The sequence below is a fragment of the Trueperella abortisuis genome, assembly GCF_030811095.1.
Classification (GTDB): domain Bacteria; phylum Actinomycetota; class Actinomycetes; order Actinomycetales; family Actinomycetaceae; genus Trueperella; species Trueperella abortisuis.
On sequence record NZ_JAUSQL010000001.1, the window covers coordinates 1,001,486 to 1,025,050 of the forward strand.

The window sequence follows — 23,565 nt, forward strand, 5'->3', positions numbered from 1 at the left end:
GAAGAATGATGGCTCCTTCGCACACCTCGCTCGCCGATATCGCTGAGCTTTTGCATATCGCCCCCGTGGACGGATCGATCACGGGGGTATGCGCCGACAACCGGAGGGTCCGCCCGGGCGACCTATTCGTGGCGATCCACGGCGCCAGCGTCCACGCCGCCCGCTTCGCGCGTTCGGCCGTCGAGGCCGGGGCCGCCGCCGTGCTCACCGACGCCGAGGGGGCGGCCATCGCGGGCGACGTCGGGGTGCCCGTACTCGTCGTGGAGGACCCCGCGCGAGTCGCCGGACTTGTCGCCTCGTACTGTTATGGTCGCCCGGATGAGAAGCTCACCACCTTCGCCGTGACCGGTACGAACGGCAAGACCTCGACGGCCTACATGATCGACGACGCGCTGGTCCACCTCGGGCGGACCACCGGGCTCATCGGCACGGTTGAGGTTCGGATCGCGGGAGAGGCGGTGCCGGCGCAGCTGACCACGCCCCAGCCGGTCGACCTGCAGCGCATGCTCGCCAGGCTGGTTGAGCGCGGGGGCACCGACCTGGTCATGGAGACGTCCTCTCATGCCCTCGCCCAGGGGCGCACGGAGCCGATCCGCTTTGACGTGGCGGGATTTACGAACCTCACCCAAGACCACCTCGACTACCACAAGACGCTCGAAGAGTATTTCCGGGCCAAGGCGGTGCTCTTCGACTCGGACCACTGCGAGCGCGGCGTCATCACGGTCGACGACGAGTGGGGGCGGCGCCTGTACCGGGAGGTCAGCGAGCGTCGTCCCGGGGCGGCCGTGTCGCTGTCCGTGCGCGGCAACGACGCCGATTGGCGGGTCGCCTCGACGCTCGACGGGGGCGTGCAGACCATCCAACTCACCGGGCCCGCCGGAACCTTGGACACCTTCACCAGCCTGCCGGGCAGCTTCAACGTGGCCAACGCCGCGTTGGCGGCCGTGATGGTGATGGAGTCCGGCGTGAGCGCGCAGGCGCTGGCGAGCGCGCTCGGCGAGGACGGCATCAGCCCGACCATCCCGGGCCGCATGGAGGTGGTGGGGGAGCACCCCTACACGGTGGTCGACTTCGCCCACAACACTGACGCCCTTGTCAAGGCGATGACCTCGCTGCGTGCGGCGCGCGGCGGTCGGCTCGTCGTCATCACCGGCTCGGCGGGCGATCGCGACCGGGGTAAGCGCCCGAAAATGGCTGCCGCCGTCGCGGAGCACGCCGACTATCTGGTTATCACCGACGACGACCCGCACTCGGAGGATCCGGCACAGATCCGCCGCGATCTCATCGCGGGGATCCCTCAGGGCTTCGACTACGTCGAGATCGCAGATCGTGAGCAGGCCATCATCACCACGATCATGGCCTGCGGCAGCGATGACACTATTCTTATTGCAGGGCGCGGGCACGAGACCATCCAAGAGGTCGCGGACCGCGCTATCAGTATTGATGACCGCGTGGTGGCGCGGACGGCACTGACGCAGCGTATGGAGGGCGAATGATTGCGATCTCGATCGAACAGGCGGCGGCGGATGCGGGCGGTCGCACCCGCGCGCCGGCGGCGGATGACCAGGTAACCGCGGTCGTCTCCGACACGCGTCAGATCCGCGGCGGGGAACTCTTCGTGGCGATCGCAGGGGAACGCGTGGACGGATCGACGCTGGCGGGAAGCGCGATCGAGGCGGGCGCGAGCGCGGTCATGAGCGTCGACCCGGATCTCGCCCTCGCCTCCGGAGTACCCGCCGATCGGCTCATCGTCGTCGACGACGTTCTTGACGCTCTTGGCTCCCTCGCCCGTGAGAGCCTGCGCCGGGCGCGCGAGGCTAACCCGCGCCTGCGGGTGGTGGCCGTCACCGGCTCGGTGGGCAAGACCACGACGAAAGACCTGCTCGCCTCGCTACTGGCCATCCGCGGTCCGATCATCGCCCCGCCCGGATCGTTCAACAATGAGCTCGGCCTGCCGCTGACCGTGTTGCGCGCCGACGCCGACACGGCCACGCTCGTGCTCGAGATGGGCGCCGACCGCATGGGCAATATCGACTACCTGACCTCCATTGCGCCGCCGGATGTGGGCCTCGTCCTCATCGTCGCCCGGGCCCACCTGGGCCACTTTGGCGGCATCGAGAACGTGGCCAAGGCCAAGTCCGAGATGGTGACCGGCGTGCGCGAGGGCGGCACGGTTATCCTCAACGCGCTCGACGACCGGGTGCGCGCCATGGCGGAACTGACCGACAATGACGTGCTCTTCTTCGGCGACCCCGAGCTACCGGGCGTCTACGCCGAGGACGTCACCGTGGACGACGCCGGCCGGGCCTCCTTCGTGCTCGTGACCTCGACGGGCCGAGCGGCGGTGACCCTCGCCCTGGTGGGCGAGCACCACGTGGCCAACGCGCTTGCGGCCGCGGCCGTGGCCGACGTCTTCGGGATCGGCGTGGAGGAGATTGCGCGAGTCCTGTCCGTCACCGGGGCCGCCAGCCCGCACCGCATGTCCGTCTGCGAACGCGGCGGCATTCTCATCATCGACGACTCCTACAACGCCAACCCCGATTCGATGCGGGCCGGCCTCGACGCGCTCGAAAGGCTCGGCGAGGGCCGGCGCAAGGTCGCCGTGCTGGGCTCCATGCTCGAACTCGGCGAGGCCTCACAGGCTGAACACGAGGCGATCGGGCGTTACGCCGCGGCCCGCTCGGTCGACGTCGTGATCGGCGTCGGGGAGGAAACCGGCGCCCTGACGCGCGCTGCGGCGGAGGAAGGAATCCAGACCGAGAGCGCATCATCTGAGGGTGCGCTCGACGTGGCTACCACGATCCTGCGGGAAGGTGACGTAGTCTTGCTGAAGGGTTCGAATGGTTCGGGCGTGTGGCGCGTGGCTGACGCGCTGGTGGGAGAGGACTAAATGCTCGCAATTCTCATCTCGGTAGCAACAGCGCTCCTCGTGTCGCTGCTTGGCACGCCGGTGCTGGTGCGTTTCCTGCGCAAGCGCCAGTATGGGCAGTTCATCCGCGAGGATGGGCCAACCACCCACCTGGTCAAGCGCGGCACGCCCACGATGGGCGGCGTCGTCATCATCTTCGCCACCATTGTCGGCTACGCGATGGCCAACATCGCCACTGGGCGCGGCCCGAACGCCTCCGGCATCCTCCTGCTTGCCCTCATGGCCGGCATGGGCCTCATCGGCTTCCTCGACGACTTCGCCAAGATCCGCAACGAGCGTTCCCTCGGCCTGACCCCGATGGCGAAGATCGTCGGCCAGGCGGTCGTGGGTATTTCGTTTGCGGTCGCGGCGCTGCAGTTCCGCAACGACTACCATCGCACACCGGGCAGCACCCGGATTTCCTTCGTGCGCGATACGAACATCAACCTCGCCCACCTAGGTGCGGTCGCGGGCCTGATTCTGTTCATCATCTGGGCCAACTTTCTCATCACCGCGTGGTCGAACGCCGTCAACCTCACCGACGGCCTGGACGGGCTCGCGGCCGGCGCCTGCGCGATCGCCTTTGCCGGCTACGCCTTCGTCACGATCTGGCAGTCCTACCAGACCTGCACCTCGGTGGTAAACCCCGCCGCGGGCTGCTACGACGTGCGCGACCCCCGCGACCTGGCGATCGTTGCCGCGGCGATCGTAGGCGCCTGCCTTGGCTTCCTGTGGCACAACACCTCCCCGGCCGCGATCTTCATGGGGGACACCGGATCGCTCGCGCTCGGCGGCGCCTTCGCGGGGTTGACGATCCTCACTCAGACCGAGATCCTCGGCGTCTTGCTCGGCGGGCTGTTCGTCGTCATCGTCATGTCGGACGTGATCCAAATCGGGGTCTTCAAGGCCACGGGCAGACGCGTGTTCCGAATGGCCCCGCTCCACCACCACTTCGAGCTCAAGGGCTGGAAGGAGGTGACGATCGTGGTGCGCTTCTGGCTCATCCAGGCGCTCATGGTCGCCTGCGGAATCGGTATCTTCTACGCAGAATGGTTGGCACGCCAATGACTCGCACGATTCCAGGCGCGGCGCAGTTCGCGTCCACACGCGTGGCGGTACTCGGCCTGGGGGTCTCCGGCCGGGCCTGCCTTGACGCTCTGATGCAGCACACGCAGGCGATCCTGTCCGCGTGGGATGGCAAGGCTGGTGCCCGTGAGCCATACTCTCACCTCGACGGCGCTGCCGAGCCCGACCCGGTCGCACTGTGTGAGTCCCTGCTCGCCTGGCGCCCCGACCTCGTCATCATCGCCCCCGGCTTCCGTCAGGTTGGCCCCGAGTGGCAGGCGCTGGCCGCGGCCGGCGTTCCGGTGTGGTCCGAGATCGAGCTGGCCTGGCACCTGCGCGCCGCCAACGACGGCGTCTTCGCTCCTTGGCTGTGCATCACCGGTACGAACGGCAAGACGACCACCGTGACCATGACCGAGGCTATCCTGCGGGCGAGCGGGCTGCGAGCGCTCGCCGTGGGAAACGTCGGAACCCCCGCCGTCACGGCCGTCAGCGACACGAGCGACGACGCGCCCGAGGCCTTCGCCTTCGAGCTGTCCTCCTTCCAGCTTTCTGCCACCTACTCGATGGAGCCGACCGCGGCGGTGTGCCTCAACATCGCCGACGACCACCTCGAGTGGCACGGCAACTTCGAGGAGTACCGTAAGGCCAAGGCCAGGATCTACACCCACGCGCGCGTGGCCTGCCTCTATCCGGTGGGAGACGCGACAGTCCAGGGGATGGTCGACGATGCCGACGTGATGGAGGGGGCTCGCGCAATCGGGCTATCGATGGGGGTGCCCTCCGTTGGCCAGCTGGGTTTCGTGGACGCGCAGGCAGTCGACCGAGCCTTCATACCCGGGCGCCACACGCACGCGGAGGCGCTTTTCGAGGTGGCCGACATCGCCCACCTCGCGCCCGAGGGAGCTGCCCTTCCCGTTCACATTGCCAAGGACGCGCTCGCCGCGGCCGCCCTCGCCAGGTCCGTTGGGGTGACACCGGAGGCGGTTCGCACGGGACTGCGCGGCTTCGAGGGCGGCCACCATCGTATCGAGACGGTGGCGCATGTCGATGGCGTGTCCTACGTGGACGACTCGAAGGCCACCAACGCCCACGCCGCCGAGGCCTCGGTACGCGCACTGGAGAACGCCGTGTGGATCGTCGGCGGGCTGGCCAAGGGCGTGCGCTTCGAGCAGCTCGTTGGCAAGGTCAAGGATCACCTGCGCGCAGTCGTTGTGATCGGGCGAGACCAGGAACCGTGGCGCTCCGCACTTGCCGGCCTCGACTCGCCGGTTCACTACGTGGCACCGGATTCGACGACGCCGATGGAGGACGCCGTCGCCGCGGCCGCCGCCTTCGCCATCCCGGGCGATACCGTGATCTTGGCGCCGGCGTGCGCCTCCCAGGACCAGTTCATCTCCTACGCCGAGCGTGGGCAGAAGTTCGCGGCGGCGGTCGCGAGGCTGGATGGTCACGATGGCGACGCTTGAGGGCGGCGTGCTCTCCGAGCGTGAGCTTGCCCGCCGTAACGACATCCTGCGGGCCTTGGCGGTCATCATGCTCGCCACGGCCTGCCTCACAGTTCTCGGCGTCGTCATGGTCTACTCATCCACGGCGCCGAGTTCCATCCGGGCGGTCGACGTCAACCCGGATCTGACGCTCTTTTCCGTGGCGACCCGCCAGGCGTTGACCACGCTCGTCGGCGTGGTGGGCCTGGTTGTCATGGCGCTCATCCCGTACCAGGTCACGCGGAGATTCGTGCACGTCTTCCTCGGCCTCGGCTTCGCGTTGCAGCTCGGCGTACTCGTCCAGGGCGGGGGTGTGTCCGGAAACAACAACTGGCTCTCCCTTGGCTCGATCACGATCCAGCCCTCGGAGTTCATCAAGCTGGCGCTCGTGTTGTGGCTCGCCCACATGCTCTCCCGCCTCCAGCTATCCGAGATCGAGAACCTGCGCACGCTGTGGATCCCCGCGCTGGGATTCCTCGGCGCCGCGGGGCTGGTGGTCGCGGGCGGGGACGTGGGCACAGGGTTGATCTACATCCTCATTGGCGCCGGACTGTTCTTCCTGGCGGGGTTGCGGATCAAGCACCTGAGTGTGGTGGCGATCTTCGGCGCGCTCGGTGTGAGCATCCTGGTGGCGGCCAACCCCTCTCGTCTGCGACGCATCGCGGAGTTCTTTACCAACCTGTTCACGCTGCCGGACACGCATGAGCCCACCCAGTCGGACTTCTCGCAGTTCGCCTTCGGCACCGGCGGACTCACCGGCGCGGGAATCGGCGCGGGCAAGGAAAAGTGGCGCGACCTGTCCGAGGCCCACACCGACTTCATCTTCGCCGTCATCGGCGAAGAGCTCGGCCTGCTGGGGACTTTGACTGTTATCGCCCTGTTCCTTGCGCTTGGCTGGGGGCTGGTGGAGATCTGCCGAAAGCACCCCGCCAGGTACGCCCAGCTCATGGCGGCGGGTGCGGCGCTGTGGCTGTGCGGGCAGGCGCTGGCGAATATGTTCGTGGTCACGGGCCTCCTGCCCGTCTTCGGCGTGCCGCTACCGTTCATCTCCATGGGCGGATCGTCCATGCTCGCCACCCTCGCGATGGTCGGGTGTGTCATCTCCGCCGCGCTCGCCGTCCCCGGCGTTCGGGAGAGCTGGCGGGTTCGCGGTAGGCTTGTGCAACGTATACGAACCCTAGTGAGGAGCGAGCGATAATGGCAATCGTACTTGCGGGAGGGGGAACGGCCGGCCACGTCAACCCTTTGCTGGCGACGGCCAGTGCGATCACCAAGGAGCATCCGGGCACCCAGGTGGTCGCCGTCGGCACCGAGGCCGGGCTGGAAACCACCCTCGTCCCGGCCGCCGGGCTGGAGCTCGAGACGATCCCGCGCGTACCGCTGCCGCGCAAGCCCTCGGCGGACATGGCAAGGTTTCCCATGAACTTCAAGGCGGCGATCGCGGCTGCCGGCGAGGTGCTCGACCGGCACGAGGCCGAGGCCGTCATAGGCTTCGGCGGCTACGTCTCAACCCCCGTCTACCTCGCGGCCCGCAAGCGCAAGGTCCCGGTCGTCGTTCATGAGGGCAACGCCCGACCGGGCATGGCCAATAGGCTAGGCGCGCGCTTTGCGGCGACTGTTGCCCTCACCTTTCCCTCAACGCCGCTACGCGCGGCGAAAGGCATCACGGTCAGCGTGGGCTTGCCTCTCAGGCGCGAGATTGAGCGGCTGTCGGCGCGCCCCGGTGGGAGGCGCGCCGGGCGTGAGGAGGCCGCCGCGCGCTTCGGACTCGACCCGGATCAGCCGATCATGCTGGTGACGGGCGGCTCATCCGGCGCCCAGCACCTCAACGAGGTCTTCGCCGAGTCTGCCTGCGACATCCGCGCGGCCGGCATCCAGGTCATACACATCACGGGCCAGGGCAAGGGCGACGACGTCCGAGCCGCCGCGCCCGACGCCGGCTACGTCGTCCTCGACTACCTGTCCGACATGGAGAGCGCCTACGCGGTGGCAGACCTCGCGGTCTCCCGCGCGGGTGCCGGGATGGTGGCCGAGCTGTCGGCGCTCGGCATCCCGGCGGTGTTTGTGCCGCTTCCCGTGGGCAACGGCGAGCAGGCCCTCAACGCGCGCGACGTGGTCAGCGCCGGCGGGGCGATCCTCATCGATAACAAGGCCCTGACGCCCGCCAAGGTTCGCTCCGACGTCCTCCCACTTTTCGACGGTGATCGCCTCGAGACGATGGCGCAGCGCTCGACGGGCGTGTCACCGTTGAACGCGGCCAGCCGCCTGGCGAGCATCGCGATGCACGTGGCGGAGGGGGAGCGATGATGTATCACCTTATCGGCGCGGGAGGCGCGGGCATGAGCGTGGTCGGCGAGCTTCTGCTTGAGCGCGGCGAGACCGTGACCGGCTCGGATCGCCAGGATTCGGCCAACCTCGAACGTCTGAAGGCCGCGGGCGCCACCGTCTACGTCGGCCATGACGCGGCGAACGTCGACCCGACCGCCACCGTGGTCCTGTCTACCGCAATCAAGGCAGACAACCCCGAGCTGCGCATCGCCACGGAGCGCGGCCAGCAGGTCATCCACCGCAGCCAGGCGCTCGCCATCGCGGCGGCGGACAAGGACTTTGTGGCTGTTGCGGGCGCGCACGGGAAGACGACGACGTCGGGCATGCTCGCCGTGGCGCTGTCCGAATTGGGGCGTGATCCTTCGCGGGCGATCGGGGGGCGGCTCGCCGGCGGGGCATCCGGCGCGCATTTGGGGCGCGGCTCGATGTTTATTGCCGAGGCTGACGAGTCCGACGGGTCTTTCCTCAACTACCGCCCGCGCGTGGCGCTGGTGACGAACGTGGAGCCTGACCACCTCGACCACTACGGCTCGAAGGAGGCCTTCTTCGAGGCCTTCGTGGAGTTTGCCCACCGGATTGGGTTCGGGGGCCTGCTCGTGGCGTGCGCGGACAGCGACGGCGCCCTTGAGCTGGCTGAACGTGCCCGGTCGGAGGGCATCCGGGCATGGACCTACGGGCGCGGCGAGGGGCTGGAGAATCACGCCCACGTGGAGGACACGGACTCGGGTGCGCGGATCACGTTCCGCGGCAAGCCGATTGACCTGCACCTTGCCGTCCCGGGCAAGCACAACATTCTTAACGCTACCGGCGCATTGCTCGTCGGCGTGGAGCTTGGTGAGGAGCCGGCGCAGATGGCGGCGGCCCTGGCCACATTCCGCGGGACCGGGCGGCGCTTTGAGCTTCGCGGCGAGGTGGCGGGTCGGCGCGTGATCGACGATTACGCACACCACCCCACGGAGGTGCGCGCCACGCTCGAGACGGCCCGCCAGCAGACGACGGCGGGTGTGCGGGTGCTCTTCCAGCCCCACCTCTATTCGCGCACGCAGATCTTCGCCGAGGAGTTCGCTCGCGCGCTCGCACTTGCGGACTCGGTGGTGGTCACATCGGTCTACGCCGCGCGTGAGGTGCCCTCGGACGGCGCTGAGGCGAACGTCATCACCGACCAGCTACCGGGCTCGGAGCTGGTGACCGACCGCGTGGAGGCCGCGCGCCGCATCGCCGCGCTCTCCGAGCCGGGCGACATCATCTTGACGATGGGTGCGGGGGACGTGACGGAGCTGGCTGACGTCGTGCTCGAGGCGCTATGAGAGCACCTCGGCAACCGAAGAAGCCGCGCAAGCTCACCGGTGGCGCCCGCGAGCGTGACAGCGGTGGGGAGCTTCGCCAGCCGCCCCCGCGCGCGGAGGACTACATCCCCACGGCGCCGATGGTTCCGCTCGAGCTTGAGGATGAGGATCATGGCTCGGAGGAAAGCTATCTCGAGAGCCAAGCGTACGGCCGGGAGGAATCAGAGAAGGGTGACGGCGTGCCACTCTCCGGCTCCGAGGTCGGGCGGGGGCCGGGAAGGCTGAGCCTCCTGACGCAGTCCGCGCGTGCCGCGGGCGCCGAACTGGGCAGGCGGCTCGCCTCCCGGCGTTCGGATCAGGGCGACCTTCAAGCGCGTCGGACCGAGCGCAAGCGCGAGGCGCGCCGCCTCCGCCTCAAGAGGCTGGGGATCGGCGCGAGCGTCGTTGCGCTCCTGGCTCTGGCCGGGTGGGTCGCATTCGCCTCTCCGCTCCTGCGCTACGAGTATTCGGCCGACCAGATCGGCGGATACGCGGCCAACTCGATCGTCGACAAGACCGAGCTCGAGCAGCTGGTGGCAAGCCACGACGGCCAGAACCTCCTCCTGCTCGACGCGGACGCGTTGGCGGGCGACATTCGGGACATCCCGGAGATCGCCAGCGCGACGGTGACGAAGGACTACCGCCACCGCCTGCGCATCGAGATCACCGAGTCGGTGCCCGTGGCCTGTCTCGGCCCCAAGGACCAGTGCAGCGCGGTGGCGGCGGACGGGACGGAGCTGAGCGTGCCGGCCGAACTCGCTGCCAGCCTGCCCCGGATCAGTCACAGCGACGGGCTCGACCCGGCACAGGCGATCTCGGACGGACTTGGGGTGCTGAGCACGCTCGATCAGGGTGTGCTCGGGCAGGTCACCGAGGCGTCGGTCGCCAAGGGTAACCTGGTCACGCTCCACCTCACGCAGGGGCGCACGGTCTTCTGGGGCGGCCTCGAGAGGGGCGAATTCAAGGCCCAGGTGCTCGCCGTGCTCCTGACCCAGACGGCCAGCTACTTCGACGTTTCCGTGCCGGACGCGCCTGTGAGCCGATGAATCTGGCAACACACCCGCGTGGTCATTGAATTTGGCTTCCCAGATCTCTACCTTTTTCGCGAGGTTGGAGACAGAAAACTTCAAGTACAACTTGAAGTTCGGAAGGAAAACACATGTACGCTCTGAACAACTCTGCAAGCATCAAGGTTGTTGGTGTCGGCGGAGGCGGCGTCAACGCCGTCGATCGCATGATCCAGGATGGTCTTGCCGGCGTCGATTTCATCGCCGTTAACACCGACAGCCAGTCCCTGGCCAAGTCTGAGGCCGAAACCAAGATCGACATCGGGCGCGACGTCTCGAACGGCCTGGGGGCCGGCGCGGACCCGACCGTGGGTAAGCGCGCGGCTGAGGAAAACCTCGACGTGGTGGTCTCCACCCTCGAGGGAGCGGACATGGTGTTCGTCACCGCGGGCGAGGGCGGCGGAACCGGCACCGGCGCCGCACCCGTTATCGCCCGCGCCGCCCGCGAACAGGGCGCGCTCACCGTGGGCGTGGTCACCCGCCCGTTCTCCTTCGAGGGACTCCAGCGTTCGCGCAACGCCAACGACGGGATTCGTGAGCTGCGCGACGCCGTCGACACCCTCATCGTTATCCCGAATGACCGTCTGCTCGAGGTCACCGAGGAGGACCTGTCCATCATCGAGGCCTACCGTCTCGCCGATGAGGTGCTCCAAAACGGCGTGAAGGGCATCTCCGACCTCATCACGATGCCGGGTGTGGTCAACGTCGACTTCGCGGACGTGAAGACGATCATGAAGGACGCCGGAACCGCGATCATGGGCATCGGCACCGCCAACGGCCCCGACCGCGCGCTGCGCGCCACCGAGAACGCCATCTCCTCCCCGCTGCTTGAGGCGCGCATCGACGGCGCCCACGGCGTGCTCCTTGCCTTCACCTCCTCCACCGACCTTGGCCTGCGCGAGCAGTCCGAGGCGGCGCAGATGGTCAAGGAGGCCGTGGACCCGAATGCGAACATCATCATCGGCATCATCGTCGACGAGTCGCTGGGCGACGACGTGCGTGTGACCGTCATCGCTGCCGGCTTCGACGAGACCGACGACGTGTTGCGCGACCCCGCCGCACCCGTGCAGCAGGCGGCACCCACGGTTCCGGCTACGCCGGTGGTTCCCGCCGCGCCAACCGATGAGCGCACGCCCGGCCAGGCATATCAGCAAGAGCAGCCTGTTCCCACGGCCCACCGCCCCGCGGTGAGCGGAACTCCGCTCGAGGTGCCGGTGATCGACGAGCCGAAGCGCCAGCGCCCGGACCTGGACATTCCGCCCTTCCTCTTCGGCGACGAGTAGAGCCTTCCTCCAACCTGTCCCCGGCGCGCTCATGCGCACCGGGGATTTTTGGCACAATGGGAACGTGTCTTCTTCATCCCTCATCGATTGGTTCCACGGTCCGCTCCCGCCCGGCGTTCGGGCGGGTTTCACCAGCGTCCGAGGAGGGTCCTCGACGGGGGAGTACGCCTCCCTCAACCTGGGCTTCCACGTGGGCGACGACCGCGGGGCCGTGGAGGCTAACCGAAAGAGATTCGAGGGGAGCATCGGCCAATCGGTCGCCTGGATGAACCAGGTTCACGCCGACCACATCGCCGACTTTCGCGACTCGCGCCTCGAGGCGGGTTTTCTCAACGTCGGCGATGCGGACGCGATCGTCGTCGGCCGCGGGCAAGCGGCCGCCGTTATGGTCGCCGACTGCGTGCCGCTCATCCTGGTGGCGGCGAGCGGGGAGCGCGGCGCCGTCGTCCACGTCGGGCGAGCAGGCCTCGACCTCGGCATCGGCCCGGCCACCGTTGAGCGCCTCGGTGAGGACGTTATCGCGATCCTGGGTCCCTCAATCTGCGGGCGCTGCTACGAGGTCAGCTCACAACTGGCCGACGAGGTCGGTGGGCGCTGGCCGGCAAGCCGCGCCACGACGTCGTGGGGAACGCCCGCGCTGGATATCCCGGCGGGCCTGGAGACCCAGCTGCGGGAGTGCGGCGTGAGTGAGATTCACCGCTCGCCCGTATGCACCTACGAGTCTGCGGAGCACTATTCGCACCGGCGCGCCACGCACGCCCGAACCCAGACGGGCCGCTTCGTCGGAGTGCTCCAGATCGTGCGACACACCGGCGTCGTTCGCGGAAATAGCCGGTTTCTCTAATAGTTTAGAAGACAGCCAACGCGAGAGAGGTGCACCCATGGGATTGTTTGACAAGATTGCGGCAAAGGCGATGCCGGAGGACGACTACGAGGACGTCGACTACGGCGAGTACGAGGACTACGAGGACGAGGCGCACGATGATTACGAGAGCGTGAGCCCGATCCGACCCGTGGCCCAAGCACCCGAAGTCGCCCGCATCGTGACGGTGTGGGTCGCCACATTCCGCGACGCCGCGGACTTCGCTACGGAGTTCCGCAACGGCCTTCCCGTGGTGCTCAACCTTTCGGAGGCGGCAGACGACGAGCGCAAGCGTATCGTGGACTTCGCCTACGGGCTGACCTTCGGCCTCGAGGGCTCCTTTAGCAGCATCTCCGACGACGTCTTCCTCCTGACCCCGAAGTCGGTCAAGATCGACTCGTACGGCACGGAAGCCACGCGCGCCTTCTCCTGATGGGTATCGTCGGGCTACTCCTTTTCTGGGCCTGCCAGTTCTACATCCTGGTTCTCATCGGGCGGGTAGTGCTGGACTTCGTCCAGATCCTCTCGCGGGACTGGTACCCCACGGGTGGGCTTGTCGTGGTGGCCAACTTGGTCTACAAGCTGACCGACCCGCCGCTGAAATTCCTCGGCCGGTTTATCCCCCCGCTCAACCTCGGCGGGGTCAGCCTCGACCTGGGCTTTATTGTCCTGTTTATCGCTGTTCAGGTGATCCAGCGTTTCGCCTACCTGCTCTAGGTGCGCCCGTGACTTTCGTCTGTGGTGTGGGCGTTTCTCGGGGTGCCAGAGCCGCGAATTGTGACGTGATAAACGGTGAAGGTGTGTCAATACTCAATTAACCGCTAGGTATAAGTCGCGTTGGTCTAGTAGTCTAAACCGGGACGAGGGTTTATACCTGAGGTATACCTCCCGCAACTATCATTAATAAACTACGAGGTGAAGAACATGGCTCAGCTAACCGAGCACGATGTCGTCAATATGCGCTTCAACGAACCGAAGCGTGCCGAGGATGGCTTCGATAAGGACCAGGTCGATTTCTTCCTCGACGAGGTCGCCGAAACCATCGCGACCCTGACGAAGGAGAAGGCTGAGCTCGAGGCCCAGCTGCAGACGGCAAAGGCTCGCATCACCGAGCTCGAGAACCAGCTAGGCCTTTCCACTCCGCAGGCTGACCAGGCTGCGCCGTCGGACGCCACCTCCACCGCCCAGTTCGCTCAGGTCCAGCCGGCGGCCAGCGAGGTCACGGATGCCACCTCGATGCTTGCCCTCGCCCAGCGCCTTCACGACGAGCACGTGGCCAACGGCAAGGCCGAGGAGGAGCGGATCATCACCGAGGCGAACGCCGAGCGCACCCGCATCATCACCGAGGCGGAGGACATCCACAACCGCACGCTCACCAAGCTGGAGGAGGAGCGCTCGCTGCTCGAGCGCAAGATCTCCGAGCTGCGCGAGTTCGAGCGTGACTACCGCACGCGTCTGCGTAGCTACCTCGAGTCGCTGCTGCAGAATGTCGAGATGCAGAACAACTCCAACCAGTAGTTCTTGTCATGGGTGAGGAGGGCGCGTGGGTGTCCTCCTTTCCTTGTGTGTGCGATGAAGAAGATTCTTCCTTTTACTCTTGGCCTTGTCACCATTGCCATCGACCAGCTGGTCAAGCAGTGGGCGCTCGGCGCGCTCGGTGGCGGGGAGCGGATCGAGCTGCTCGGTAGCGTCCTGTCTTTGCGCCTCGTGTTTAATTCGGGTGCCGCATTCTCCTTGGGCAACTCGATGACGTGGGTGATCACGGCGATCGCCGTCGTCGTCAGCATCGGTCTGCCCTTTCTCATTGCGCGCAGCGCGCGCGTGCCCGCTATCATCCTCGGCTTTGTCTGGGGTGGAGCCGTGGGCAACCTGCTGGATCGGCTCTTCCGCGCGCCGGGATTCCCGGAGGGGCACGTGGTGGACATGATCGACTACAACGGCTACTTCGTGGGCAACGTGGCCGACATCGCGCTGGTGGCGGGCGTGGCGGCGCTCTTGTTCTACGAATTCTTCCACGCGGAGAAGGAGCAGTGAAGACCTACCTCGTTCCGGACGGGTTGGCGGGCGGTCGCGTGGACGCAACGCTCGCCACGATCACCGGCCTGTCACGTGCCAAGTGCGCCGAACTGGTCGAAGGCGGCCAGGTGCGCTTGGATGGCGCCCGGCCCAAGAACTCGACCAGGGTGGCCGCGGGGAGTGTGCTGGAGGTGGAGCTACCGGGCGAGGAACCGGTAGTGCGCGAGACGCCGGTGGACGGCATGGGCGTGATCTTCGAAGATGAGGACATCATCGTTGTCGACAAGCCCGCTGGTGTGGCCGCGCACGCCTCCCAGAATTTTGACGGCCCGAACGTGCTCGGGGCGCTACTCGCTTCGGGGGTGCGCTTGACGACGTCGGGCCCGCAGGAGCGTCAAGGAATCGTCCACCGCCTCGACGTGGGCACGTCGGGGGCGATGGTGGTGGCCAAGTCCGAACGCGCCTACTCTGGACTCAAGCACGCCTTCCGCGAGCGGCGGGTGAAGAAGATCTACCACGCGCTCGTCCAGGGCCTTCCGGATCCGATGTCCGGCACGGTTGACGCGCCGATTGGGCGCGACATGCGCCACCAGTGGAAGATGGGGATTCGCGCGGACGGCAAGCACGCGATCACGCACTACGACGTCGTCGAATCGATGGCGGGTGCCGCGCTTGTCGAGGTCCACTTGGAGACCGGGCGCACGCACCAGATCCGTGTCCACATGTCCGCCATCAAGCACCCCTGCCTGGGCGATGTCATGTACGGCGCCGATCCGGTGCAGGCGGAGAAGCTGGGGTTGGAACGCCAGTGGCTCCACGCGGTGCGTCTCGGTTTTGAACACCCGACGACCGGGCACTACATTGAATTTGAATCACAGTATCCTGCGGATCTCGAACACGCTTTGGAAATTGTCCGCGAGGGAATGTATGAGGTGCGGCCGTGAACGTGTGGGAAGTGAGCACTGAGGAGGAACTCGAGCGATGCTTCGCCATCCGCCTCGCGGTCTTCGTTGACGAGCAGAACGTGGCCGCAGAAAACGAGATCGACGCGCTCGATCTCGATCCGTCCACGCGCCACGTGCTCGCCGAGGTCGACGGTCGCGACGCCGGCACGGCGCGCCTCCTCGTGGACGGGCCGGGGCGCGTGCACGTGGGCCGCATGGCGGTACACGCGTGGACTCGGGGGACTGGGGTCGGGCGCGCGGTCATGATGAAGATTCACGAGATGGCGCTTGACTATGCCGTGGACGGCGTCACCCGATCCGAGCTGTCGGCGCAGGAAGCCGCGATGGGCTTTTACCGCAGCCTCGGTTACGAGGTGAAGAACGGGCAGCGTTACCTGGACGAGGGCATCTGGCATCAGGACATGATCCTCGATCTGCGACGCGCCGACGTGAGGTAGTTTTGCGCGTCTTCCTAGGATGAGCGCGGGCTTGCTCCGACGTCACAGTTTTTTGTCGGAGACCCTCGCTAGACTACATCCCATGGCTAAGAACTTCGCTCACCTCCACGTCCACACCGACTATTCGTTGCTCGATGGGGCTGCGAAGATTGACCGCCTGGTCAAGGAGGTGGCGGCGCTCGGCCAGCCCGCCGTGGCCATCACGGATCACGGAAACCTGCACGGCGCCTACGAACTGTACAAGGCGGCGAACAAGGCCGGGATCAAGCCGATCATCGGCCTGGAGGCTTACATGACGCCGGGCACCTCCCGCCATGATAAGACCCGCGTGTTTTGGGGTACGGAGGCTCAGCGGAGGGACGACGTGTCGGCGCGCGGCTCCTACACGCACATGACTTTGCTGGCGGAGACCACGGAGGGCATGCATAACCTCTTCCGCATGCAGTCGCTCGCCTCGATCGAGGGCACGCTGGGCAAGGCGGCGCGTATTGATCGGGAGCTGCTTGAAAAGTACCACCACGGGCTCATCGGCACCGCCGGATGCCCGTCGGGGGAGATCCAGACCAGGCTCCGGCTGGGCCAGTTCGATGAGGCGCTGAAGGCGGCGGGTGAGTTCCAGGATATCTTTGGCAAGGAGAGCTTTTACTTTGAGCTTATGGATCACGGCCTGGACATCGAGCGCCGGGTCAAAGACGATCTTCTCGCGATCGCCCGCAAGATTGACGCGCCGCTATTGGCTACCAACGATTCTCATTACGTCACCCAGGATCAGTCAACGGTTCAGGACGCGATGCTGGCCTTGAACTCGGGCTCCACGCTCATGGATCCGGATCGCTTCCGCTTCGAGGGCACGGGCTACTACATCCGCACCACGGAAGACATGTGGAATTCCTTCGGTCACCTCCAGGGTGCCTGCGAGAACACGCTGGCGATCGTGGAGCGTTGCAACGTCCACTTTGACACCACGGCGGACGGCGTGAACTACATGCCGAAGTTCCCGGTGCCCAGCGGTGAGGATGAAAAGTCGTGGTTTGTGCGCGAGGTCAATGAGGGCCTCCACCGGCGCTACGGGGAAGTCATTCCGGATGACGTGCGCAAGCGGGCGGACTATGAGATGGACGTGATCTTGCAGATGGACTTCCCGGGATACTTCCTCGTGGTCTCGGACTACATTCGTTGGGCGCGCCGCAACGGGATCCGGGTGGGCCCGGGGCGAGGATCCGGAGCAGGCTCGATGGTGGCCTACGCGCTTGAGATCACACAGCTCGATCCGATCAAGCACGATTTGCTGTTTGAGAGGTTCTTGAACCCCGAGCGCATCTCGATGCCCGATCTTGATATCGACTTCGACGATAGCAGGCGGGACGAGGTGATCGAGTACGTCGAGGAGAAGTACGGCAAGGACAAGGTCTCCCAGGTGGTCACCTTCGGCACGATCAAGGCCAAGCAGTCCCTCAAGGATGCGTCCCGGGTGCTCGGCTATCCCTACGAGATGGGCGATCGGCTGACAAAGGCGATGCCGCCGTCGGTGATGGGCAAGGACATCCCGGTCAACGAACTGTTTAACAAGGACAATCCGCGCTACGCGGAGGCGGGGGAGATCCGCGAACTGATCGAGAACGATCCGGACTGCAAGAAGGTCTACGATCTCGCCTGCGGGCTGGAGGGGATGACACGCCAGACGGGCATGCACGCCTGCGCGGTCATCATGTCCTCCAAGACGTTGACCGATGTTATCCCCGTCATGATGCGTCAGCAGGACGGGGCCATCCTCACCCAGTTCGAGTACCCCGAATGTGAGGAGCTGGGCCTGATCAAGATGGACTTCCTTGGCCTGTCAAACCTCACGGTGATCGAGGCGGCGCTGGCGAACATCCGGGTGAACGGCAAGGAAGCGCCGGATATTGACAACATCCCGCTTGACGATCCCAAGACGTACGATCTGCTTGCCCGCGGCGATACGCTCGGCATCTTCCAGCTCGATGGAGCGGGCATGCGCACCCTGCTTCGGCAGATGAAGATGGACAGCTTCGCTGATATCTCCGCCGTCTCTGCCCTCTACCGCCCGGGCCCCATGGGCGCGAACTCGCACACGAACTACGCGTTGCGCAAGAACGGTCTGCAGGAGAAGACCCCGATCCATCCCGAGCTGGAGGAGGCACTCGAGGATATCCTCGGAGTTACCCATGGCCTGATTGTCTTCCAGGAGCAGGTGATGCGTATCGCCCAGAAGCTCGCCGGTTTCACGCTCGGCCAGGCAGATATCCTGCGCAAGGCGATGGGTAAGAAGAAAGCTGAGGTGCTACAGCAGCAATTCGCCAGCTTCTCCCAGGGCATGCTTGACAACGGCTTCTCCCAGGACTCCATCGACACCCTGTGGAACATCCTGCTGCCCTTCTCCTCCTACGCCTTCAACAAGTCGCATTCGGAGGCATACGCGCTGGTCTCCTACCAGACGGCCTACCTCAAGGCACACTTCCCTGCCGAGTTTATGGCGGCGCTGCTCACCTCGAAGATGTCGGATAAGACGAAGGTGGCCACCTACCTTGCCGAATGCCGCCGCATGGGGATCAACGTGCTCGTGCCGGACGTCAACAGCTCGTTGGCGGACTACACGGCGGTGGGCGAAGAGATCCGCGTGGGTCTGAGGGCCGTTCGCAACGTGGGAACAAACGTGGTGGAGGGTATCATCAAGGCTCGCGAGGAGAAGGGCCCCTTCACCTCGTTCCAGGACTTCCTCGACAAGATCCCGCTCTCTGCCTGCAACAAGCGTTCGATCGAGTGCCTCGTCAAGGCGGGAGGCTTTGACTCGCTGGGGGAGTGCCGCCGGGCGCTCGTGGCCGTGGTGGAGGAGGCAATCGACGCCGTGATCCCGATCAAGCGCAACGAAGCCGCCGGCCAGTTCGATCTCTTTGGGGATCTGGGCCTAGGGGTTCGCGAGGGTTTCGAGGTCACCATCCCGGACATCCCCGAGTGGGACAAGCGCGAGAAGCTTAACTTTGAGCGCGAAATGCTCGGCTTGTACGTCTCTGATCATCCGCTGTCCGGCATGGAGAACTTCCTCAATCGAGCGGCGGACACCACCGTGGTCGACCTCCTTGAGTCGGACAACGTCCGTGACGGGCAGACGGTGACGATCGCGGGCATCATCTCGGCAGTCCAGACGAAGATCACGAAGAAGTCGGGTAAGGCGTGGGCGATCGCCACGATCGAGGACCGCACGGGGCCGATCGACGTCAACTTCTTTCCGGCCACCTATCAGCAGGTCTCTTCGATGCTGATCCCGGACTCGGTTGTTATCGTCGAGGCGCGGGCGCAGGTGGAGGACGAGGGGCCCGTCAAGCTGTCCGCCAGATCAATGAAGTTGCCGCCGGCGGGGGAGATCGAGATCGACTACCCGATCGACATCGCGATCGACGAGTACGCATGCAACGCCATGAACGTCGATCATCTCGCCCAGATCCTGTCCCGCTACCCGGGCAATTCGCCGGTACGCCTGCACGTATGGTGCGCCACCCGGAAAAAGATGGTGGTGGTCGAGGTGGCCAGCCAGTACTGGGTGTCCCCCGAGCCTTCGCTTTACACGGAGCTCAAGGTGCTACTGGGTCGGGACTGCGTCCTGTCGTGACGGGAGCGTAGGGCTCCTCTCCTCTTCGACGAGGTTAGCTAATCCTCGACGACCCTGACGCGGTAGCCGCCGGCCTCCACCACGTCGTCGGCGGAGAGCTTGTGGTGGCGGCGGGTTTCGACCGCGCCGTTGACAAGGACCTCGCCGGCGGCGATGAGCTCGCTGGCATGACCGCCCGTCTCCACAAGGTTTGCTAGCTTGAGGAACTGGCTGAGCTTGATGGGCAGGCGCACGGGTATTTCTTCCATGACACTATGGTGTCTCACGAGCGGCTCTGGCGCAATCGCGTCAGTCGATGGTCGCGTGTGCGGCGGGCTCATTGTGGGTGCGCCGCCAGAGCACAATGCCGACGACGAGGACGAGCAGCGCTAGGAGCGCCCACGGCGATCCCGTGGCCGCCCGGAAGGTCGCGGCCCAGACGGCCCAGCCGATCGTCGTGTAGATGAGAGCCCAGGCCAGCGCGCCCGGGATGCTCGCCACGAAGTAGCGTAGCCACGGCATGGCGATCACTCCGGCGGAGAGCTGGATGAGGGTCTGGAGGCCGACCGTGAGGAAAGAGAGCGGAATCATTGGCCAGCCGCGCCGGCGCAGCACGGCGATGGTGCGCTGGGTGGAGTCGGCGTGTATCTTGTCGTATACACGCAGTCGCCAGCCGGCGTCGGGCCGCCCGCGCGTCATGATGAAGGAGCCCATGTAGCGCCCGATCCAGTAGATCGCCTGCGAGCGAGAGAACGCGCCGAAGAGGAAGAAAAGGTAGACGAACGCGACCGGGCCACTTTGGACGAATCCTGCTATCGCGTCGAAGATCTGCACGAGGTCTACTTTACGCGACACTCAGCAAAATAGGAAAGCCTAACGTTCGGCGTTGGCGGCGCAATTGGCGCACAGGCCGTAGATTTCGATGTCGTGGGAGACGTCTGTGAAGCCGTTGTCCTTAGCGACACTCTTGGTCAGCTCCTCGAGCTGGGGGATGAAAAGCTCCACGGTTTTCCCACAGTTGCGACACAGGAGGTGATGATGATGGCCGTCGTCGGCGCAGTGGCGGAAGAGCTGGACGTCGCTGCCTTCCTGGCGCAACACGTCAACGGTTCCCTGCTCGGCGAGGGCCTGAAGGTTGCGGTAGACCGTGGCCAGTCCGACCTTCTCGCCACGCTCGAGGAGGAGCTCATGGATGCGCTGGGCCGGCAAGAACTCCTCAGTCTCAGAGAGCAAAGTGGCAAGGGCGTTGCGTTGCCGTGTCATTCTCATAGGAAACCTCCACCTTTCATCTTAGCGTAAGTGCGCTTGCTCGCAGGGCGCATCTGTGCCACCGACCTCCACGTCGGGCACGTGGTGGGGGTGAGGGTGGCGGTGGACGTCGCGCCGAAGTGCCCTCATGACCAGCGGCCGGAGCGCGACGACGACGGCGTACAGCGCCACGGCTAGCACGACGATGGTGGCGCCGGGGGACCAGGGCTTGATGTAGGTGACCACCAGCCCGGTGACGGCGACGACGACCCCGATCGCCATCGCTGCCCGCATCGTGGCCTTGAACGAACGCGAGATGGACTGGGCGATGGCCACCGGGATTACCATCAGCGCGGAGACGAGGAGGGCCCCGACGATCCGCATGGCGAGGGCGACGGTGAGCGCCGCCGTCACGGAGATGAGAATGGACAGCAACCCGGTGGGTAGCCCCGAGGCGCGGGCGAATTCCTCATCGTGGCACAGTGCGAAGAGCGCTGGGCGTAGTCCGATACCGACGGCAAGAATGAGGATTGTCAACCCGATCGTGAGGTAGGTGTCGGTCTGGGTCACGGTGGAGATCGAGCCGAAGAGGTAGGCGTTGAGGTTCGACGTGGTGCCACCCGCAATGCCGATGAGGAGCACGCCTCCGGCGATACCGCCGTAAAAGAGCATGGCGAGCGCGACGTCGCCGGAGGCGTGGCCGCGCGTGCGCATCCACTCGATGAGGAGCACGCCGATCACGGAGGCGAGGATAGCGCCCGGGACGGCCCACGCGTCCTTGTCGATCGCGCCGGCCGCGCTGGCGGCCAGCCAGCCGAGCGCAACGCCAGTCAGGGCCACGTGCCCGATCCCGTCTCCAAGAAGGGTCAGGCGGCGCTGGACGAGGTAGGTGCCCACCACCGGGGCGGCGAGCCCGACGAGCACCGCGACGATGAGTGCGCGCTGCATGAAGGTGGAGGAGAGCATATCGACGATCACAGGGGGCCTCCCATCCATGGGGATCGGTAATGTGGGGCGTCATCCCCGTGGCGGTGGACGTGGTCGTGCCCGGGCAGGGCGTGGTGGCCCGAGCCGTGCAGGTCGCTCACGTCGGCGGTGTGCTCGAGTACCCGCCCGGCGTCGAGGATGAGGGCCTCGTCGACCAGCTCGCGATACTCATGGACCTCGTGAAGGACGAGGATGATCGTCTTACCCCTGACCTTCTGTGTCGACAGCGTTGCGAGGATGGTCTCGCGGGAGGAGGAGTCGACGCCGGCGAAGGGCTCGTCGAGGATGATGAGGTCCGGGTCGCGCACAAGCGCGCGGGCTGTGAGGATGCGCTGTTGCTGGCCGCCGGAGAAGGTCTGGACCGACTCGTCGGCGCGCTCGGCCAGCCCGACCGTCTCGAGCGCGGCCATCGCTGCGTCGCGACCGCCGCGCCGGGGGCGCAGCCGGCTGCCGTAGACGAGGCCGCCCATGACGGTCTCGAGGGCGGTTGCGGGGACGCCGGAGGTCGCCGTCGTGCGCTGGGGAGCAAAGCCGATACGGGCCCAGTCAACCTTGCGTCGGGAGGCGAGGTTCGTGCCAAAAAGCGTGATCGTGCCGGCGGATGTCGGGATGGCCCCGACCAGTGCACGCACGAGCGTGGACTTGCCGGAGCCATTCGCGCCAAGTACGGCGAGGGTGCGACCCTGCGCGAGTTCAAAGTCAATCCCCAAGAGGATGTGAGCGGACCCGAGCTGAACGTGCAGGCCACTCGCGCTTACCGCTGTTGTCATGAACACCCCATGGAGCTACGAAGCAGGCTGATGTCCTGCTTCAACACGTCGATGTAGTCCATGTTAGGGTCACGCTGGGTTGCGGCGGGGTCGAGGACGTCGACCTTGAGACCAAGGTCATCGCCGATGGCCTTAGCTGTCTTCGTCTCGCCGTCCGAGGTGGCGAAGACCGTGTTGATGTCGTGTTCTGTGACGATGTCCTGGATCTCGCGGATGCGCGCCGGGGAGGGCTCAATCTCCGGGTCGAAACCGGCGATTCCGATCTGGTTCAGCCCTGCCTCGAGGGCTAGGTAGGAGAATGCCTTGTGGGAGACGAGGAAGGAATCGGTGCGGCACTGGGTGGCGTCGATGCCCTTCAGCTCGTCGACGAGGGCCTGCAGGTCGGCCTTGACGGCCTTCGCGTTGGCCTCGTATGTGGCCCTGTTCGCCTCGTCGAGACCGGCGAGCTTCTCGGCAACCGTGTCCGCGGCAAGGATCATGCGGGCCGGGTCGGTCCAGAAGTGCGGGTCGTGGGTGCCGTGGTCGTGGCCGTCGCCCTCTTCGTGGTCGTGAGCTTCGTGGTCGTGAGCCTCGGCGTCGTGGTCGGCGTGGTCGGCGTCGTGGTCGGCGTGGTCGGCGTCGTGGTCTGCGTGGTCGTGATCTTCGCCGTCGTGCGGGTCGGTGCCGAGCGCGTCGAAGGGCAGGAGATTTACGGATTCGCCGATGTTTACGGCGGAGACGCCGGAGGCCGTGATCGCGTCGTCGATGGCGGGGGAGAGCTTGGCGATGTAGAGGACGAGGTCCGACTGGGACAGCTCGGCGACCTCCTTCGGCGAGAGCTCGACGCCGTGGGCATCGGAGCCCGGCGGGGTCAGGTCCGTGATTGCCACGTGGTCGGCCCCGATCCGCTCGGCCAGGTAGCTCAGCGGGTAGAACGACGTCGTGACCTTGAGCGCTCCGGCGGAGGAGGCGCTACTGGAGGAAGCGACGCTGCTGGGGGAGCCGGCACCGTTGGAGCCGGACGAACATGCGCCGAGCGCGAGGGCGCCGGCGAAGAAAAGGGGAGCGATTTTTGACAGCTTCATGGATAGCATTATCAACCCACTTGAGAATGACAGTCAATATCTGGTGATGCCTTACACAAGGGCGGACTCCGTGCAAACGCGGCGCGCATCATAGAATGCAAGCGAACCTTTGTCTGGCCACCGGGTTTCCGGTGAACCGCGGCAGC

The 23,565-nt window shown here is 65.9% G+C and carries 23 protein-coding genes; 17 read left to right on the plus strand and 6 right to left on the minus strand.

Going from position 1 to position 23,565, the window contains the following annotated elements; translation table 11 throughout:
* Window positions 1–5 precede the first annotated feature (5 nt).
* The 17 genes from J2S45_RS04400 (at window position 6) to dnaE (ending at window position 19,371) form a co-directional block, all read left to right on the plus strand.
* The gene (locus J2S45_RS04400; RefSeq protein ID WP_296931043.1) at window positions 6–1,496 is read left to right on the plus strand and encodes a UDP-N-acetylmuramoyl-L-alanyl-D-glutamate--2,6-diaminopimelate ligase; all 1,491 of its coding nucleotides are present in this window, start codon (window positions 6–8) and stop codon (window positions 1,494–1,496) included.
* On the plus strand, window positions 1,493–2,890 hold the full coding sequence (locus J2S45_RS04405; RefSeq protein WP_296931040.1) for a UDP-N-acetylmuramoyl-tripeptide--D-alanyl-D-alanine ligase: 1,398 nt from the start codon (window positions 1,493–1,495) through the stop codon (window positions 2,888–2,890). The genes J2S45_RS04400 and J2S45_RS04405 overlap by 4 nt, the downstream gene beginning before the upstream one ends.
* Entirely contained in the window at window positions 2,891–3,976 is a 1,086-nt protein-coding gene (gene mraY, locus J2S45_RS04410; RefSeq protein WP_307634654.1) for a phospho-N-acetylmuramoyl-pentapeptide-transferase, read from the plus strand. It begins immediately after the preceding gene.
* A complete protein-coding gene (murD, locus tag J2S45_RS04415) occupies window positions 3,973–5,442 on the plus strand; it encodes a UDP-N-acetylmuramoyl-L-alanine--D-glutamate ligase (RefSeq protein ID WP_307634655.1) in 1,470 nt (489 codons plus the stop codon). Before mraY ends, murD begins: the two co-directional genes overlap by 4 nt.
* Entirely contained in the window at window positions 5,420–6,658 is a 1,239-nt protein-coding gene (locus J2S45_RS04420) for an FtsW/RodA/SpoVE family cell cycle protein (protein ID WP_307634656.1), read from the plus strand. Before murD ends, J2S45_RS04420 begins: the two co-directional genes overlap by 23 nt.
* On the plus strand, window positions 6,658–7,767 hold the full coding sequence (murG, locus tag J2S45_RS04425) for an undecaprenyldiphospho-muramoylpentapeptide beta-N-acetylglucosaminyltransferase (RefSeq protein WP_307634657.1): 1,110 nt from the start codon (window positions 6,658–6,660) through the stop codon (window positions 7,765–7,767). Before J2S45_RS04420 ends, murG begins: the two co-directional genes overlap by 1 nt.
* Entirely contained in the window at window positions 7,764–9,095 is a 1,332-nt protein-coding gene (gene murC / locus J2S45_RS04430; protein WP_307634658.1) for a UDP-N-acetylmuramate--L-alanine ligase, read from the plus strand. Before murG ends, murC begins: the two co-directional genes overlap by 4 nt.
* A complete protein-coding gene (locus tag J2S45_RS04435; protein WP_307634659.1) occupies window positions 9,092–10,159 on the plus strand; it encodes a cell division protein FtsQ/DivIB in 1,068 nt (355 codons plus the stop codon). Before murC ends, J2S45_RS04435 begins: the two co-directional genes overlap by 4 nt.
* Before the next feature lie 113 nt (window positions 10,160–10,272).
* Window positions 10,273–11,463: a cell division protein FtsZ gene (gene ftsZ / locus J2S45_RS04440; RefSeq protein WP_270974297.1), complete on the plus strand. Its 1,191-nt coding sequence runs from the start codon at window positions 10,273–10,275 to the stop codon at window positions 11,461–11,463.
* Between the two features lie 64 nt (window positions 11,464–11,527).
* Window positions 11,528–12,307, plus strand: a complete 780-nt coding sequence (locus tag J2S45_RS04445) for a polyphenol oxidase family protein (RefSeq protein ID WP_307634660.1) — start codon at window positions 11,528–11,530, stop codon at window positions 12,305–12,307.
* A 37-nt stretch (window positions 12,308–12,344) separates the two neighbouring features.
* On the plus strand, window positions 12,345–12,758 hold the full coding sequence (locus J2S45_RS04450; RefSeq protein WP_296931011.1) for a cell division protein SepF: 414 nt from the start codon (window positions 12,345–12,347) through the stop codon (window positions 12,756–12,758).
* Window positions 12,758–13,042, plus strand: coding sequence for a YggT family protein (locus tag J2S45_RS04455; protein ID WP_296931008.1), 285 nt, complete (start codon window positions 12,758–12,760; stop codon window positions 13,040–13,042). Before J2S45_RS04450 ends, J2S45_RS04455 begins: the two co-directional genes overlap by 1 nt.
* 207 nt (window positions 13,043–13,249) lie before the next feature.
* A complete protein-coding gene (locus J2S45_RS04460) occupies window positions 13,250–13,843 on the plus strand; it encodes a DivIVA domain-containing protein (RefSeq protein WP_296931005.1) in 594 nt (197 codons plus the stop codon).
* 54 nt (window positions 13,844–13,897) lie between these two features.
* A complete protein-coding gene (gene lspA, locus J2S45_RS04465; protein WP_307634661.1) occupies window positions 13,898–14,359 on the plus strand; it encodes a signal peptidase II in 462 nt (153 codons plus the stop codon).
* Window positions 14,356–15,285, plus strand: coding sequence for an RluA family pseudouridine synthase (locus tag J2S45_RS04470; RefSeq protein ID WP_307634662.1), 930 nt, complete (start codon window positions 14,356–14,358; stop codon window positions 15,283–15,285). Before lspA ends, J2S45_RS04470 begins: the two co-directional genes overlap by 4 nt.
* Complete coding sequence (locus J2S45_RS04475) at window positions 15,282–15,743, plus strand: GNAT family N-acetyltransferase (protein ID WP_307634663.1); 462 nt, start codon at window positions 15,282–15,284, stop codon at window positions 15,741–15,743. Before J2S45_RS04470 ends, J2S45_RS04475 begins: the two co-directional genes overlap by 4 nt.
* Before the next feature lie 82 nt (window positions 15,744–15,825).
* Entirely contained in the window at window positions 15,826–19,371 is a 3,546-nt protein-coding gene (dnaE, locus tag J2S45_RS04480) for a DNA polymerase III subunit alpha (RefSeq protein WP_307634664.1), read from the plus strand.
* A gap of 38 nt (window positions 19,372–19,409) precedes the next feature.
* On the opposite strand, the gene J2S45_RS04485 is transcribed toward dnaE, so the two are convergent.
* The 6 genes from J2S45_RS04485 to J2S45_RS04510 are packed head-to-tail and all read right to left on the minus strand — an operon-like array spanning window position 19,410 to window position 23,419.
* Window positions 19,410–19,619 (minus strand): RNA-binding S4 domain-containing protein, encoded by a 210-nt coding sequence (locus J2S45_RS04485; protein WP_296930992.1) that lies wholly within the window; start codon window positions 19,617–19,619, stop codon window positions 19,410–19,412.
* 40 nt (window positions 19,620–19,659) lie between these two features.
* A complete protein-coding gene (locus tag J2S45_RS04490) occupies window positions 19,660–20,205 on the minus strand; it encodes a DedA family protein (protein ID WP_307634665.1) in 546 nt (181 codons plus the stop codon).
* A gap of 18 nt (window positions 20,206–20,223) precedes the next feature.
* Window positions 20,224–20,613 carry a Fur family transcriptional regulator gene (locus J2S45_RS04495; protein WP_296930986.1) on the minus strand — a complete coding sequence of 130 codons (390 nt, stop codon included), beginning with the start codon at window positions 20,611–20,613 and terminating at the stop codon, window positions 20,224–20,226.
* A 27-nt stretch (window positions 20,614–20,640) separates the two neighbouring features.
* Window positions 20,641–21,564 carry a metal ABC transporter permease gene (locus tag J2S45_RS04500; RefSeq protein ID WP_407702503.1) on the minus strand — a complete coding sequence of 308 codons (924 nt, stop codon included), beginning with the start codon at window positions 21,562–21,564 and terminating at the stop codon, window positions 20,641–20,643.
* An 8-nt stretch (window positions 21,565–21,572) separates the two neighbouring features.
* On the minus strand, window positions 21,573–22,355 hold the full coding sequence (locus J2S45_RS04505) for a metal ABC transporter ATP-binding protein (RefSeq protein ID WP_307634667.1): 783 nt from the start codon (window positions 22,353–22,355) through the stop codon (window positions 21,573–21,575).
* Window positions 22,352–23,419 (minus strand): metal ABC transporter substrate-binding protein, encoded by a 1,068-nt coding sequence (locus tag J2S45_RS04510; protein WP_307634668.1) that lies wholly within the window; start codon window positions 23,417–23,419, stop codon window positions 22,352–22,354. Before J2S45_RS04510 ends, J2S45_RS04505 begins: the two co-directional genes overlap by 4 nt.
* Window positions 23,420–23,565 lie beyond the last annotated feature (146 nt).

What these genes read in the sequence shown, in the direction of transcription:
- J2S45_RS04400 (WP_296931043.1), top strand. Translation starts at nt 6, where the DNA reads ATGATGGCTCCTTCGCACACCTCGCTCGCCGATATCGCTGAGCTTTTG.
- J2S45_RS04405 (WP_296931040.1), top strand. Translation starts at nt 1,493, where the DNA reads ATGATTGCGATCTCGATCGAACAGGCGGCGGCGGATGCGGGCGGTCGC.
- mraY (WP_307634654.1), top strand. Translation starts at nt 2,891, where the DNA reads ATGCTCGCAATTCTCATCTCGGTAGCAACAGCGCTCCTCGTGTCGCTG.
- murD (WP_307634655.1), top strand. Translation starts at nt 3,973, where the DNA reads ATGACTCGCACGATTCCAGGCGCGGCGCAGTTCGCGTCCACACGCGTG.
- J2S45_RS04420 (WP_307634656.1), top strand. Translation starts at nt 5,420, where the DNA reads ATGGTCACGATGGCGACGCTTGAGGGCGGCGTGCTCTCCGAGCGTGAG.
- murG (WP_307634657.1), top strand. Translation starts at nt 6,658, where the DNA reads ATGGCAATCGTACTTGCGGGAGGGGGAACGGCCGGCCACGTCAACCCT.
- murC (WP_307634658.1), top strand. Translation starts at nt 7,764, where the DNA reads ATGATGTATCACCTTATCGGCGCGGGAGGCGCGGGCATGAGCGTGGTC.
- J2S45_RS04435 (WP_307634659.1), top strand. Translation starts at nt 9,092, where the DNA reads ATGAGAGCACCTCGGCAACCGAAGAAGCCGCGCAAGCTCACCGGTGGC.
- ftsZ (WP_270974297.1), top strand. Translation starts at nt 10,273, where the DNA reads ATGTACGCTCTGAACAACTCTGCAAGCATCAAGGTTGTTGGTGTCGGC.
- J2S45_RS04450 (WP_296931011.1), top strand. Translation starts at nt 12,345, where the DNA reads ATGGGATTGTTTGACAAGATTGCGGCAAAGGCGATGCCGGAGGACGAC.
- J2S45_RS04455 (WP_296931008.1), top strand. Translation starts at nt 12,758, where the DNA reads ATGGGTATCGTCGGGCTACTCCTTTTCTGGGCCTGCCAGTTCTACATC.
- J2S45_RS04460 (WP_296931005.1), top strand. Translation starts at nt 13,250, where the DNA reads ATGGCTCAGCTAACCGAGCACGATGTCGTCAATATGCGCTTCAACGAA.
- lspA (WP_307634661.1), top strand. Translation starts at nt 13,898, where the DNA reads ATGAAGAAGATTCTTCCTTTTACTCTTGGCCTTGTCACCATTGCCATC.
- dnaE (WP_307634664.1), top strand. Translation starts at nt 15,826, where the DNA reads ATGGCTAAGAACTTCGCTCACCTCCACGTCCACACCGACTATTCGTTG.
- J2S45_RS04485 (WP_296930992.1), bottom strand. Translation starts at nt 19,619, where the DNA reads ATGGAAGAAATACCCGTGCGCCTGCCCATCAAGCTCAGCCAGTTCCTC.
- J2S45_RS04495 (WP_296930986.1), bottom strand. Translation starts at nt 20,613, where the DNA reads ATGACACGGCAACGCAACGCCCTTGCCACTTTGCTCTCTGAGACTGAG.
- J2S45_RS04500 (WP_407702503.1), bottom strand. Translation starts at nt 21,564, where the DNA reads ATGCTCTCCTCCACCTTCATGCAGCGCGCACTCATCGTCGCGGTGCTC.
- J2S45_RS04505 (WP_307634667.1), bottom strand. Translation starts at nt 22,355, where the DNA reads ATGACAACAGCGGTAAGCGCGAGTGGCCTGCACGTTCAGCTCGGGTCC.
- J2S45_RS04510 (WP_307634668.1), bottom strand. Translation starts at nt 23,419, where the DNA reads ATGAAGCTGTCAAAAATCGCTCCCCTTTTCTTCGCCGGCGCCCTCGCG.